The sequence below is a fragment of the Pedobacter nototheniae genome (assembly GCF_032678625.1).
Lineage (GTDB): Bacteria > Bacteroidota > Bacteroidia > Sphingobacteriales > Sphingobacteriaceae > Pedobacter > Pedobacter nototheniae_A.
Map to the genome: position 1 here is coordinate 115,157 of NZ_JAVTSO010000005.1, position 13,094 is coordinate 128,250.

Here is a 13,094-nt window from a genome sequence, read left to right on the forward strand (position 1 = left end):
GGGTCAATCAGATATTATGCGCTTAAAATCTTTACTTTCTTTTTTCAGCTTAATTGCGATTATCACGGGCCATATTTATGCGCAACAAACCGGAATAAATGCTTTACCAAAGGCCGAAAGAGAATTTCGTGCAGCATGGGTTGCTTCAGTTGCCAATATTAACTGGCCCAGCAAACCGGGTTTAAGTACAAAACAACAGCAGGATGAGGCTTTGGCTTTGCTTGATATGCTTAAGGTGAATCATTTTAATGCAGTAATTTTTCAGGTGAGGCCGCAAGCAGATGCTTTTTACAAAAGTGATTTAGAGCCATGGTCATATTTTCTAACAGGTACCCAGGGTAAAGCACCAGATCCTTACTACGATCCATTAGAATTTTGGATAAATGCGGCGCACGAGCGTGGTTTAGAATTACATGTCTGGTTAAATCCTTACCGCGCCCATCATATTGCTGGTGGAGAACCTGGGCCTTTATCAGTCGTTAAAAAACATCCCGAGTTGGTTTATAAGTTAAAGCAAGGCTATTGGTGGCTCGATCCATCAAAAAAAGGAACCCAGGATTTATCTGCAGAAGTTGTGAAAGATATTGTTAAACGCTATGATATTGACGGCGTACATTTTGATGATTATTTCTATCCTTATGATGAATATAATGGAGGTGCCGATTTTCCTGATGAGGCCAGTTATGCCGAATACCAAAAGGATGGCGGCAAATTATCGAAGGGAGATTGGCGGAGGGAAGCGGTAAATACATTTATCAAGAGGATTTACAAAACGATAAAATCTGAAAAGAAATATGTGAAATTTGGCATCAGTCCTTTTGGAATCTGGAGACCGGGATACCCTGAATCCATTAAAGGCTACGATCAGTACGATAAACTATATGCTGATGCAAAATTATGGCTAAATGAAGGCTGGATAGATTATTTTACCCCACAATTGTATTGGCAAATTAATAACATCCCGCAGAGTTTTCCTGTATTGCTGGGTTGGTGGCAATCTGAAAACATAAAACAGCGTCATTTGTGGCCTGGAATGAATAGTGGTATTGGCGGCGGAGAAAAGAACAGCGACGAAATTATTAACGAAATTATGATTACCAGGGGAATTTTGCCTAAAAGCCCTGGAGCGGTGCATTGGAGTATTGGTGCATTAACCAAACACGAGAGTTTACGTAACGATTTATTAAAAGGCCCTTACAAGCAAGATGCTTTGGTTCCGGCTTCGCCCTGGCTGGATGACCGTGCCCCGGCAGAACCAAAAGTTAATGTAGAAGCCAAAGAAACAGATTTTTATGTAAAATGGACACCTAAAAACGAGGATGATGTCTTCAGGTATATTGTGTATAGCCAGTATGGCGATCAATGGACCTATACGATTTTAAATGCCAAAAGCAGGTTTTTACTGGTTCCTAAGTCTGCAATGTATACTTCAGGCAAAGTTAGCCTTAAAACCGAACTGAAAAATATTGCAGTAACGGCTGTAGACCGGACCGGGAACGAAAGTAAGATGGAAATTATGCAGGTTATGCCGTAAAAATGGTCAGCGAGATGTTAAATTAACCCTTTGGTGGAGTAACTAATTTGTGTTTATAATGGCTTAAAGGTGTTTATTCGGTAGTTTTACAGAACTAAATACTAATAAGAATAATGAATAACTCAATTGCCGAAAGCAAGACTAAGACAAATTACGCTGTTCCTCTAATTACCATTACACTTTTATTTTTTATGTGGGGATTTATAACCTGCATGAACGATATTTTAATTCCTTATCTGAAAGAGCTTTTTAAACTGAGTTACGTTGGATCCTTAATGGTTCAGTTTTGTTTCTTTGGTGCTTACTTTATAGGTTCGTTAATTTATTTTATCATCTCGTATACCAAAGGCGATCCAATTAATAAAGTGGGTTACAAAAAAGGCATTTTATTTGGAATACTATTGGCCGCAGTAGGCTGTGTACTTTTTTATCCGGCGGCAACTTATTCGGTTTATCCATTGTTTTTGGGAGCTTTGTTTGTTTTAGGCTTAGGTTTTACCGTATTACAAATTACCGCAAATGCTTATGTTTCGCTTTTAGGACCCGAAGATAGCGCATCAAGCCGGTTAAATTTAACTCAGGCTTTTAATGCTTTTGGTACAACCATTGCCCCAATTCTTGGCGGGCATTTAATTTTCGAATTATTTTCTGAAGCAGACGGAAGTTTCAGCGCATCAGCAACACGCATTCCTTATTTAATATTTGCAGGAATACTATTGCTGGTAGCCTTGTTAATTTTTTATGTGAAATTGCCATCCTTTAAAGCTGAAGAAGATGAAAAGGTTAAAGGCTTTGGTGTTTTAAAGTTTACGCATTTAAAACTGGGTATTGTGGCCATATTCTGTTACGTAGGTGCAGAGGTTGCCGTTGGAAGTTTCATCATCAGCTTATTAAAAGAAATTAAAGGTTTTGATGAAGTCATCAGTAAAAATTACCTTTCTCTTTACTGGGGTGGCGCAATGATTGGTCGTTTTGTAGGTTCAATATCGCTTAACCATACCTTAAGCCAGACCAAAAAAATCATTTACATGCTTGGTACAGGTATTTTGGTATTTGTATTAATTTTTAGCATAGTAAGTTTAAGCTTTGCGCAAATCAGTTTCTTCCTGGTTTTTATAGGTTTAAACTTTATTGCGTTCTTGATCGGAAAATCTGCTCCTGCCAGAACACTGGCAATTTTTTCTGCCGTTAACGTATTGCTATTGGTTTCTGCTATGGTTAATAAAGGTGATACTGCCATGTACAGCATCCTGGGGATCGGAATTTTTAATTCGATTATGTTCTCTAATATTTATACACTTGCTATTGCCAAGTTAGGAAGTTATACCAGTCAGGGCTCATCATTATTGGTTATGGCTATTTTAGGAGGAGCCATAATGCCTCTTATACAGGCTGCAATTGCCGATAAAATTGGTGTTCACCACTCATTTGTATTGCCTTTAGTTTGTTACCTGTTTATTTTATACTTCGGGATTTATTGCTCCAAACGATTGAAAAATATTGAGCAAACCAGTATGAAATCTGGACACTAAAGGAAAAAGTCAGGAAATATTTCCTGACTTTTTCCTTTATAACCATCCTGCTTTCGTAGTTGCCTAAGCATTTTAATCCTGACTTATCAGATAGGTTTTAAATCCATCAAAATCAACCCCCAGTTTATCTGCATGTTTGGGTTTGCTTTCCAAAGATTTTACCTGTTCAGGGATTTCTATTTTTGCAGCAATATCATCCGGAAAAATATCAGGAAATTTGCAGGCATGTGCGGTAGATAAAAATACTGCGGCGCCATTATCCTGTGGGATCTCCTTCCTGTATTTTTCAACAGCCAGGTAAGCAATGGCCGTATGCGGGCAGGCTACATAATCATATTTGGCATCTATTTCTTTAATGGCTGCAAGCGTTTCGTCATCGTTAAAACGGTATGAGGTAACGATTTTTTTCAAGGCCTCTAAATCCTGGTTAAACAAATCCATAATGCGTACCCAGTTACTTGGTGCGCCAACATCCATGGCGTTGGCATAAGTTTGCACGGATGGCCTGGTTTCGTATATGCCGCTTTCTAAAAAACGAGGTACTGTATCGTTTACATTTGTTGCCGCAATAAATTGTTTTACGGGTAAGCCGAGTTTATAGGCTAATAAGCCTGCCCCGATATTGCCAAAGTTTCCACTGGGTACAGAAAACAAAACATCGCTGAAACCTTGCTTTTTAAGTTGGGCGTAGGTATTGAAATAATAGAAAGTTTGCGGAATTAATCTTGAAATATTGATTGAATTGGCAGAAGTTAACCTGAACTTCGCATTAAGTTCTTCATCAGCAAAAGCTTGTTTTACTAAGGCCTGGCAGTCGTCAAATGTACCTTTAACCTCAATTGCCCTGATGTTTTGTCCGTTGGTTGTTAGCTGAAGTTCTTGTATCGGGCTTACTTTTCCTTCAGGGTAAAGTATGGTTACACGGGTATTCGGAACCCCTAAGAAGCCAAGTGCTACAGCGCCTCCGGTATCGCCCGAAGTTGCAACCAAAACATCCAGGAGTTGTTCTCCATCTTTAAGGAAATAAGCCATTACCCTGCTCATAAAACGAGCACCAAAATCTTTAAAAGCTAAGGATGGGCCATGAAATAATTCCAGTACAAAGGTTTTTTCATCAAGCTTAACTGCAGGGGCTTCAAAATTAATGGCATCATCAACAATCGCCTTTAAATCATCAGCCGGAATTTCATCTTTAAGCAAAGCTGACGCTACTTTATAGGCAATTTCCGGTAAAGAATATTGCTCAATGTTTTGGATAAACGCTGGGTCAAGCTGCGGGATTTCTACAGGCATGTACAAACCTTTATCTTGCGGCATGCTGTTAAAAACGGCCTCTTTAAAGGAAACACGTAAAGTTTTATTATTGGTTGAATATAGTTTCATTTTATGGTATAAGGTTTAAGTGTAAAGTTTAAAGAAACATACGGCGTTTTAGTTTCTTATTTGGGCTAGGGGTTTATACGGTTAGCCTTTAACTCACATCTTTCTTACATTACTCTTGGACCTTCGGCATTTACCGAAGAAACATAAGCTTTGCTGTTAATATTAATTTTGTTTAAGTATTGTTGTTGTGCTTTGGTAATGCGTTTTGCGGTTTCTTCATCTTTGGTTAAAGCAAAAACCGAAGGGCCTGAACCTGAAATTCCGAATCCGATTGCGCCATTTTCCATAGCCAGATTTCTCATTTCCTCAAAGCCAGGAATTAAAATGGAACGGGTAGGCTCCACCAAAACATCTTTCATGCTTCGCCCGATTAAGTCAAAATCGTTCATAAATAATCCGCTCACTAAGCCGGCAACATTTCCCCACTGGGTTACAGCATCTTTCAACAATACCTTACTGCGAATCATTTGGCGGGCATCTTTGGTTGGAACATCAACTTCTGCATAAACAATGGCTGCATACATGCCTTCGGGCGTTGGTAAAGAAATTACATCAAGTGGTTCGTAACTTCTAACTAAAACAAAACCACCAAGCAGGGCAGGGGCAACATTATCTGCATGGCCATAACCGCAAGCCAGTTCTTCACCCTTCATCGCAAAAGGTACCAATTCGGCAGGTGTTAATAAATCGCCCATTAATTTGTTAATGGCAAATAAACCGGCTACTGTACTTGCAGAACTTGACCCCAATCCGCTTCCGATTGGCATTTTTTTATGCAATTCTATTTCCACACCAATGTCCAAGCGATTGATGTGTTTTAAATAATGCTGAACACTTGCGCTAACAGTATTTTTTGTAGCATCGAGCGGTAATCTACCCTCATCGCCAGTAATTCTTTTAATCAGTACACCGGGTGTATCTGTTAAACGCATCTCCACTTCATCGCCTGGTTCGTTAACGGCGAAGCCTAATACATCAAAACCACAAACTACGTTGGCTACTGTTGCTGGTGCGAAAACCTTTATACTTTTGATCGTATTTGCAGATGCTTTTTTCAGCTCTTCTTTTGGTTTAAGTTCTAATTTATCTTCCATTGTTATCTTTTCAGATTATATTTTAAATGTGGCAAGGTTTATTTTTTGCGCACCCATTTTATTTTTAAAGCAGACATTTTTTCGTTTTCCAGTCTGATATTTTCACAAATACTAAAATCGTTTTTCAGGTAAAATTTTAAAGGTGAATGGTAAAATTGTCCGTCTTGTTTAATCTCACTTTCTTGATCAATCACCCAGCCATTTAGTTCTGTGTTAGTTTCTTTTATTTTAGTAATCAAAAGCAAGCCATTTCTCCTGCCTTGCACTTTCTGGTCAATAATAATTGCAAACCAGGTTTCTTCTTCTCTTATAAAGGTAAATGCCCAACCTTTAATTTCGCCATCGATAAATAATAAATAATGCTCTTTCTGCGATAAAGCATTTAAGTATTCATCAAATGCATTTAAGCTTTCTAAGTTTAGCCTTTTTGGGTACTCTTGATTCCAAAGTATAATGATGGCTTCTTTTTCGAGAATGCTTAAATCTTTTTTGACCAAAACCTCTGTCTGCATGTTCATTAAATGACTTGTTTGCACTTATAAAACGTATCTATTTTTTGGTTAAAGCTATTTTTAAACCCAACAGGATAAAAATAACACCTGATGTTCTGTTTATCCAGTTTTCAATGTTTTTGTTTTTATTAAATAACCGGGCTGCCTTACTTCCGGCTAATGCTAAAAATGAGCACCAGATTAAGGTTACAAAAAACAGGATTATGCCCAATGTTAAATAAGGAACTGGATTGTTAATTTCGGTGCTACTAATAAACTGGGGTAAAAATGCGAGGAAAAACAAGGCTATTTTAGGATTTAAAACATCACTTAGCAATGCGGTGAAGAACATTTGCTTCATGCCCGTAACTTTTGTTTCGGCAAGTTTAACCTCAACAGGTTCACTTTTTCCGGTAAAAGATTTATAACCTAAATAAATTAAGTAGGCTGCTCCTAAATACTTAACGATGCTGAAAGCCATTGCCGATTTTGATAAAATTTGAGAGAGCCCAAAGGTGGCTGCACAAGTATGCACAAGCAAGCCCAGGCTTACGCCTAAAGCAGAGTATAAACCGGCAGTTTTTCCTTTCGAAATGCTGCGCGTTAAAACCATTACCGTATCTACACCTGGTGTAATAACCACAATAATTGCCGTTAATATAAAAGCCCCTAAATTTTCTATCCCTAACATAATAATTATGAAATTAATTGTTGTATGTGGTATTTTAAATGCACTATATAATCTTCAATAAAATAGGCGAGGGTATGCATTTCTATTTTTCCTTTCCCGGTATCGCAAATGTTTTGCAGCTTATTTTCAGGTATTTTTTCAATTACCCTGCAAATGTGCCCGTTTAGTAATTTCCAAAGCATTTTAACATCTTCAACATCAGCTTCCTGGTAATTCTGATAACAAACCCATTCATCCTGGTGATAAACAATTTTAACTCCTTGTTCATATTGTCCTACAATTAAACGGCGGATGTTATTTGAAGCACTATCAACCAAGTGACCTAATAATTCCTTTTTAGACCACTTTAACGGATTGGGTTTATAATTCCAGGTTTCTTTTACAATATTTTCAAAATCAATCAAAGCCTGGTCAACCAGGTTAAGAATTTCATTTTTTTGTTCCAAAACGAGGCTCATTACCTTAATTGTTTAAGTTGCCTACATTGATGATGTCGGCAAAAACGCCTGCAGCTGTAACTTCTGCACCAGCACCTGGTCCTTTAACCACCAAAGGGCGCGATTTGTACCGGTCGGTAGTGAAGGAGATAATGTTATCACTTCCCGATAGCATGTAAAACGGATGGCTGTCGTTAACCATTTGTAGACTGATTTCTACATTTCCATCTTCAAGTTTACCAATGTAGCGTAAAACCTTTCCTTCGTTAGCCGCTTTATTTTTAAGTTCTTCAAAGTAGGCTGAGTTGGCTTGAAGTTCATTATAAAAATCTTCTACCGTTGCGGCCTGTAAGCAGGCTTGTGGTAATATGTTATCAATCTTTACATCACTTGCTTCTAAAGGATAACCTGCATCGCGAGCCAGGATGAGCATTTTTCTCATAAAATCCTTTCCATTTAAATCGTCACGCGGATCGGGTTCGGTATAACCCAATTCCTGTGCTTCTTTAACGGTTTCATAAAAACCTGCTTCTCCTTTAAAATTATTGAAGATATAAGAAATTGTTCCCGATAAGATGGCTTCGATACGGGCAACCTTATCACCGCTCATCATCAATTCCCGTAGTGTGCGGATGATTGGTAAGCCTGCACCCACATTGGTTTCATAATAAAAATCTACACCAAACTTACGGGCAGTATCTTTAAATGATTTGTATTGTGCAAAATCTGCAGAATTCCCCTTTTTATTGCAGGTAACCACAGAAATACTACTTTCAAAAATGCCCTGATAAAATTCTATTGGCGATTCGCTTGCTGTGTTGTCTACAAAAACACAATTTGGCAAGTTTAAGGCTTTCATCTTCTCCACAAAAACTGACAGGTCAGCTGGTTCGCCGTTATTATTTAATTCTTGTTCCCAATCCTCTAAAGACAAACCTTCGCTTTTGAAAACCATTTTCCTGGTATTGCTTATTCCGGCAACTTTAACCTGCAAATCATTATTGGCAGCTAAGAAAGGCATTTGTTCCCGCAATTGATTAAATAAGGTTTTGCCGATATTTCCAGTGCCTAAGCAGAAAATGTTTAGGGTTCGTTTTAAATCGGTAAAGAAAGCATCGTGTACCGCATTAACTGCTTTTGACAGATCGGCCGCACTGATAATTACGGAAATATTATATTCGGAAGAGCCTTGTGCAATTGCCCTTACATTAATTCCGTTTCTGCCTAAGGCATTAAATAAACGGCCACTCATTCCAGGTGTACGTTTCATGTTTTCGCCAACAATAGCTAAAACTGCAAGGTTGTTTTCAACTTCCGGAAGTTCTAATTTTATGGCATCCAGTTCCAGTTCAAATTCCTTTTTGATTAAAGCAATGGCCTGTGAAGCATCAGCGGGTTTAACTGCAAAAGTAATGCTATGCTCAGACGAAGATTGAGTAATCAGCACCACGTTAATTTGCTCACGGGATAGTAAAGAGAATAAACGGCCGCTGAAACCCGCTTTACCCACCATACCGCTACCACTTAAGTTAATGATGCTGATGTGATCAATAGAAGAAATTCCTTTGATGGGTAAACTTGATGGCTTAACATCACTTTTAATATAAGTGCCTGCAAAATCCGGTTCAAAAGTGTTTTTAATAACAATTGGGATTTTTTTCATGAAAGCTGGAATCATGGTGGGTGGATAAATCACTTTTGCCCCAAAATAACTTAGCTCCATGGCCTCTGTATAACTTAACTCTGGCAAAGAGAATGCTTTTTTCACAATACGTGGATCTGCGGTCATCATACCATTTACATCTGTCCAGATCTCTATTTCCTCTGCATTTAAAGCGGCAGCCCAAACTGCTGCGGTATAATCAGAACCACCTCTGCCTAAAGTCGTAATCCTACCAGCTGCATTGCTTGAAATAAAACCAGTTACAAAAAGAACCTTACTTTTGTTGGCCTGGTAAAAATCGTTGATTAACATTTCAGTCAATTCGGTATCTACCTTTGCCTGACCGAAATTACCATCAGTTTTAATTAGCTCCGAACCATTTACATACTGCGCTTCACCAAAAGATTGTGCAGCAATATGTGCAATCATAAAGGTTGAGCAGCGCTCGCCATAACTTAAAATCTGGTCTTTGGTTTGCAAACTCAGTTCGCGCAAATTGCTTACGGCCTGTAATAAGTCTTCCAGCTCATTAAAAAAGATTTTTAACCGGGTAAACACCGGATTTTGAGCTGCTGCTGGAAGCAACGAGCGAATAACCGCAAAATGCTTTGCTTCAATTTCTTTTAAAGATGAGTCGTAATCTTCGCCTCGTTCGGCACTTTCGGCCATATCCGTTAGCAAATTGGTTACGCCACTCATTGCCGATAATACAACTATCGGATTGTTCTTCTGTTTTTCTTCAGCCACCAGGCGTAAGAGTGTTTTAATGTTCTCGGCCGAACCTACGGATGTGCCGCCGAATTTGAGTACCTTCATTATTTTTGGGTTTAAAAAATTTGGGTTAAAAAAAAAGTCCCGACTCGGGTCGGGACTTTCTTTGTGTTTTATGTTTTTTCAATTTACAACAAATTAGTCCCTCTGGTTTATACCGGTGGTTGTAATAATTGTTGTAATAATCGAAGTGTTAAAATTCATCTTGTCTTTGTGTACTTTGTACACCGTAAAGTAGGAGAATATTTTTTTAAAATGCAAATATTTTTTCAATTTTATTTAAAATTTATCAATAAAACGATTAACTAAATAAAATAGCCATATATTTTGAATAAAGAAAGGAAGCTCATGGTCGGTGTTATCACCGTACCGCCTAAAATGAATATGGTTTGTTTTTGTGCAATTGGTGATAATACCAAACAAAGGCGGATAAGCTTGTAAATGAGGAATAAGTTTGTGGCTCTTTTCCCATATGCCATTTTACCACTTCTATCTTACAGCCTTTTCCATTCCTAATTAATACCTTTGTTGCAAATATGCAGGGCTTAGTTATTAAATCTACAGGGAGTTGGTATAGTGTTTTAGCCGACGATGGTAAACGCTACGATTGTCGCATTGTAGGCAAATTCAGGATTAAAGGACTTAAAACCACCAACCCGATAGCGGTTGGAGATCGGGTAAAATTTGAGCTGGAACGAGATAGCAATCAAGGTTTAATAAATGAGATGCTACCCCGTAAAAATTATATCATTCGCAAATCCATTAACCTGAGTAAGCAAGCTCAAATTCTTGCAGCAAATCTGGATATGGCTATGCTGGTGGTTACCTTAGCCTCGCCACGCACATCTTTAGGTTTTATAGACCGTTTTCTGGTAACTGCAGAGGCCTATGATGTTCCTGCAGTTCTGGTATTTAATAAGTTAGATTTGTTTAGCAAGGAAGGGCTTGAAATTCTACAGGAATTTAAAAATATCTACGAAAATATTGGTTATGCATGCTATGAAGTTTCCGCACTGAAAGGAATTAATATACCTGTTATCCAGGAATTGATTACCGATAAAATTACTTTAATTTCTGGTCATTCAGGTGTAGGGAAATCAAGTTTAATTAATGCGCTTCTGCCTGATCGTGATTTAAGAACCGGCGAGGTTTCTGACTGGAGCGATAAAGGACAGCATACTACAACTTTTGCAGAAATGTTTGAATTGCCGCAGGGTGGTTTTATTGTGGATAGCCCAGGCATTAGGGAGTTGGGCGTTATTGATATTGAGAAGGAAGAACTTGGACATTTTTTCAGGGAAATATTTAAAACTTCGCACAATTGCCGTTTTAACAATTGCAGACATATAAATGAGCCTGGTTGTGCCGTTTTAGAAGCTGTTAATACAGGTGAAATTGCCGTTTCGAGGTACGAAAGTTACCTGAGCATTTTCCACGGAAATGATACCCGACATTAAAAACAAAAATCGAAACAACACTCAATCGCTTAACTGATAAATGTGGGAGTGTTTGTGGTTAAAAAAATAAAAGATGAAATTTAAACTGGGTGATTTTGTTCGTTTTGTTGATGAAAAACGTGAGGGTTATGTAACCAAGGTTATTGATAACCAAACGCTGGGCGTAACAGATAGTGATGGGTTTGAAATTCCGGTTGCGGTAAGTAATTTAACCTCGGTACATGGCTATGGTGCAGCCGAAGAAGAAGATTTACCGAAGCCAATAGTTGTAAACGTGCCCACAATAAATAAAACTGAAAGTGGAATTTACCTTGCCGTGGCTACAGATGAAAAAGTAGGTAATGTAGTTCATTTCCATTTACAAAACCACAGTCCAAATGTTTTATTGGTTAGTTTAACAACCCAGCGTAAAGATAAATATGCAGGTTCTTTTTATGGTGTTATCGAAGCACATCAGTCGGCCTTAGTCTATTCGGCTTCCATTCCTGATCTGGACATTTGGCCCGAATTTAATTTTCAGTTTCTGATGTTTAGCAAAGCTGATGTCAAACCAGTTGAGCCTGTAGTAATTAAAAAGAAATTCAGGGCAAAAGATTTTAGTACGGATCAAAAAGAATTACCTCAATTAAAAAATAAAGGCTGGTTAATCAGATTAGACGAACAGGTTCAGGTAACCATCGATGCGCAAAAATTAAAAGAGAGTTTCTTTAAATCACCTGCCGAAAAGAAAACGGTATCCGCGCCTGAAAGAGAGATTGATTTACATATAGAAAAGCTAAGAGACGATCATCACTTTTTGGAAGCCGATGAAATGTTGCAGATTCAGATAGCTCATTTTCAGCATGCATTGGATGCAGCCATTGTACATCATTTTGATAAAATTATTTTTATACACGGTACCGGAAACGGAACCCTAAGAGATAAAATCCATAAACTGATTAGCAAAAATCCACATATAAAAACCTATATGGATGCCCGTAAAGAAAAATTTGGCTACGGTGCTACAGAAGTCGTATTTAAATAGGCCGAACTAATGGGAGCGAATTTTCACTCCCATTAGTTCAGTATTTCAACTATAAGTACAATGGAGTTGTTGCTTAATGCCTCTAATTCTATTTGCTCAGTCCCAAAGTGCTAAGCCATCGCGGGCATGCATTAAGCGCTCCTCTACTTCAAATGCGCCATCTATTGTAAAAGCGTAAAAACTATTTTTAGGTTTCTGCATTTTATATATCGCTTCCTTACGACCTTCAAAAATCCCGGCACTAATCCGAAGCGGTAAGTCATTAAACAAAATAATTTCAATTAACTCGTTCGGGCTGTTTTCGAAGTCAAAAGAATATACAGCATCCCAGAGAACCCCTGTTAAATAAGCCTGATCGACATGGAAAGCCCCGTTTTTTTACCGGGCTTGCAGCAAGAGCAGGACTACCAAAAAGCATGCAAACGCGGCGATAATTTTCCAATAAAATAGGTTGTTTTGCCAGCTTTAACCGTTATTTTGTTAGCCGGTTTGGAACGCTTAACCGTATGTGGAGCGACAACACTAAAATTAAGGTACACTTTTTGCGATAATGAAATTTCTTTTTATAAAAGATTAAAATTAGCTTTGCCGCTATTAATGAAACACCTGGTTACCATATCTCTTGTATTTTTTAGCTTAACACATTTGGCAAAAGCCGAACGTGTTGAAGGGCTTAGGATATTAAATGAATATTGTAATGAGCATAAAATCAGTGTGAATACAGCTGATAATGTGTCGGTTAAGCTTAATGAACACCGTAATCCTTATTTGCTTTCTTACACCCGACTTGCTTTAATTGGTACCCAACCGCAATTAAAAGTCGAAAAATATGTGAGCGTAAATCAGGTTATTGCTGATTTAACGATACGGAAAAAGCCAAAGAACAACAGCCCTTAGTTCTCTTTCTTGAAAAATCTTTTGATAAGATTTTGATCCCCATTTAAACCAGCAACTGCCAAACTGACTTAGAACAAGCCATGGCGTGGTTGTTGTAACACAACAATTTTTTAATAATAA

12 protein-coding genes are annotated in these 13,094 nt (G+C 38.0%); 5 read left to right on the top strand and 7 right to left on the bottom strand.

All coding sequences use genetic code 11. The features are described 5' to 3' along the window. Window positions 1–16: 16 nt before the first annotated feature. Window positions 17–1,534, top strand: a complete 1,518-nt coding sequence (locus tag R2Q77_RS15365; RefSeq protein WP_316804609.1) for a glycoside hydrolase family 10 protein — start codon at window positions 17–19, stop codon at window positions 1,532–1,534. Between the two features lie 113 nt (window positions 1,535–1,647). Then, window positions 1,648–3,066: a sugar MFS transporter gene (locus tag R2Q77_RS15370; protein ID WP_316804610.1), complete on the top strand. Its 1,419-nt coding sequence runs from the start codon at window positions 1,648–1,650 to the stop codon at window positions 3,064–3,066. 72 nt (window positions 3,067–3,138) lie between these two features. Here the strand turns inward: R2Q77_RS15370 and thrC are convergent, their stop codons facing one another. The 6 genes from thrC to thrA all read right to left on the bottom strand — a co-directional run bounded on the left by thrC (window position 3,139) and on the right by thrA (window position 9,641). Beyond that, window positions 3,139–4,449 carry a threonine synthase gene (gene thrC, locus R2Q77_RS15375; RefSeq protein WP_316804611.1) on the bottom strand — a complete coding sequence of 437 codons (1,311 nt, stop codon included), beginning with the start codon at window positions 4,447–4,449 and terminating at the stop codon, window positions 3,139–3,141. Between the two features lie 104 nt (window positions 4,450–4,553). Then, window positions 4,554–5,543 (bottom strand): homoserine kinase, encoded by a 990-nt coding sequence (locus R2Q77_RS15380; RefSeq protein ID WP_316804612.1) that lies wholly within the window; start codon window positions 5,541–5,543, stop codon window positions 4,554–4,556. A 38-nt stretch (window positions 5,544–5,581) separates the two neighbouring features. Further along, window positions 5,582–6,061 carry an N-acetyltransferase gene (locus R2Q77_RS15385; RefSeq protein WP_316804613.1) on the bottom strand — a complete coding sequence of 160 codons (480 nt, stop codon included), beginning with the start codon at window positions 6,059–6,061 and terminating at the stop codon, window positions 5,582–5,584. Window positions 6,062–6,092: 31 nt separating this feature from the next. Continuing rightward, complete coding sequence (locus tag R2Q77_RS15390) at window positions 6,093–6,725, bottom strand: LysE family translocator (RefSeq protein ID WP_316804614.1); 633 nt, start codon at window positions 6,723–6,725, stop codon at window positions 6,093–6,095. Between the two features lie 5 nt (window positions 6,726–6,730). Next, window positions 6,731–7,183: a DinB family protein gene (locus R2Q77_RS15395; RefSeq protein ID WP_316804615.1), complete on the bottom strand. Its 453-nt coding sequence runs from the start codon at window positions 7,181–7,183 to the stop codon at window positions 6,731–6,733. Between the two features lie 4 nt (window positions 7,184–7,187). Further along, entirely contained in the window at window positions 7,188–9,641 is a 2,454-nt protein-coding gene (gene thrA / locus R2Q77_RS15400; protein WP_316804616.1) for a bifunctional aspartate kinase/homoserine dehydrogenase I, read from the bottom strand. 491 nt (window positions 9,642–10,132) lie between these two features. On the opposite strand from thrA, the gene rsgA reads away from it, so the two are divergent. Both rsgA and R2Q77_RS15410 read left to right on the top strand, forming a co-directional pair. Then, window positions 10,133–11,053 carry a ribosome small subunit-dependent GTPase A gene (gene rsgA / locus R2Q77_RS15405; protein ID WP_316804617.1) on the top strand — a complete coding sequence of 307 codons (921 nt, stop codon included), beginning with the start codon at window positions 10,133–10,135 and terminating at the stop codon, window positions 11,051–11,053. A 73-nt stretch (window positions 11,054–11,126) separates the two neighbouring features. After that, a complete protein-coding gene (locus R2Q77_RS15410; protein ID WP_316804618.1) occupies window positions 11,127–12,077 on the top strand; it encodes a Smr/MutS family protein in 951 nt (316 codons plus the stop codon). 96 nt (window positions 12,078–12,173) lie between these two features. Here the strand turns inward: R2Q77_RS15410 and R2Q77_RS15415 are convergent, their stop codons facing one another. Then, complete coding sequence (locus R2Q77_RS15415; RefSeq protein ID WP_316804619.1) at window positions 12,174–12,347, bottom strand: hypothetical protein; 174 nt, start codon at window positions 12,345–12,347, stop codon at window positions 12,174–12,176. A gap of 186 nt (window positions 12,348–12,533) precedes the next feature. Between R2Q77_RS15415 and R2Q77_RS15420 the strand changes: the two genes are divergently transcribed. Continuing rightward, window positions 12,534–12,974: a hypothetical protein gene (locus R2Q77_RS15420; protein ID WP_316804620.1), complete on the top strand. Its 441-nt coding sequence runs from the start codon at window positions 12,534–12,536 to the stop codon at window positions 12,972–12,974. Window positions 12,975–13,094 lie beyond the last annotated feature (120 nt).